Annotated in this window: 1 pseudogene; it reads right to left on the reverse strand. The window is 76.4% G+C overall.

The annotated features are described in order from the left end of the window. Nucleotides 1-271: pseudogene (locus KS423_RS46655) on the reverse strand (hypothetical protein); the annotation flags it as partial. Nucleotides 272-716 lie beyond the last annotated feature (445 nt).

Genomic DNA, 716 nt, shown 5'->3' on the forward strand with positions numbered 1-716 from the left:
CGGGCAGCAGGCCGGGTGCCGCCCAGGCGCCTTGGCCGCCGGGGGGCGGCTCCGTCGGGGGGACGGCCGGTTGCGGCGCCGCCGAGGTCGGCTCGACGGTCAGGTCCCGGGTGAACAACTGCCGCTCGGCGGGCGGGATCAGGACGGTGCCGAGTGGGTCGAGCGGGCTGCGGGGCAGCAGGGGGACCGGTTCGGGCCAGGCGGCCGGCGAGTAGTCGGGTGCGGCCGGGGTGGTGGTGCCCGCGCCCGCGGCGCCGTCGGAGAAAGCCATCGGATGACCTCCCGGTCCATGGTCCGCCGGACCGGTGCCTCCGGTCCGGCCGGCCCGTACAGCCGGGACTACGGCTGAAGGAGTGCCTCCGGTTCACGTGAACCACGTGCGGTGGAAGGCCCGTTGAGCGGGGCAGGGCGCACGGGGCGCCCCGTGTCACGTCGGGAGGCGCCTCATCGGAAAACCCTCTGCCCGACCGGCTACCGATCGGTACCGTCATTCGATGGCACCCGGCGTCCGCCGAGTGCCATCGAGTCGGAAGGAGCGTGAGTCCCGTGAACGGGACGGGGGAGGGACGCGGCATGGCGGCGGACGGGCCGGAGGCGCAGGCGTTCGTCGCGGCCCTGGTGCGGGCGGGGGCGCCGAGCGTGTCCGGGCCGGCCGGGCTGGCGGTGCCCGAAGCGGCGGCGACGGAGGTGATCGCGGTCGCCCGGCGGATGGCGCT

Source organism: Streptomyces sp. LS1784 (assembly GCF_020103755.1).
Lineage (GTDB): Bacteria > Actinomycetota > Actinomycetes > Streptomycetales > Streptomycetaceae > Kitasatospora.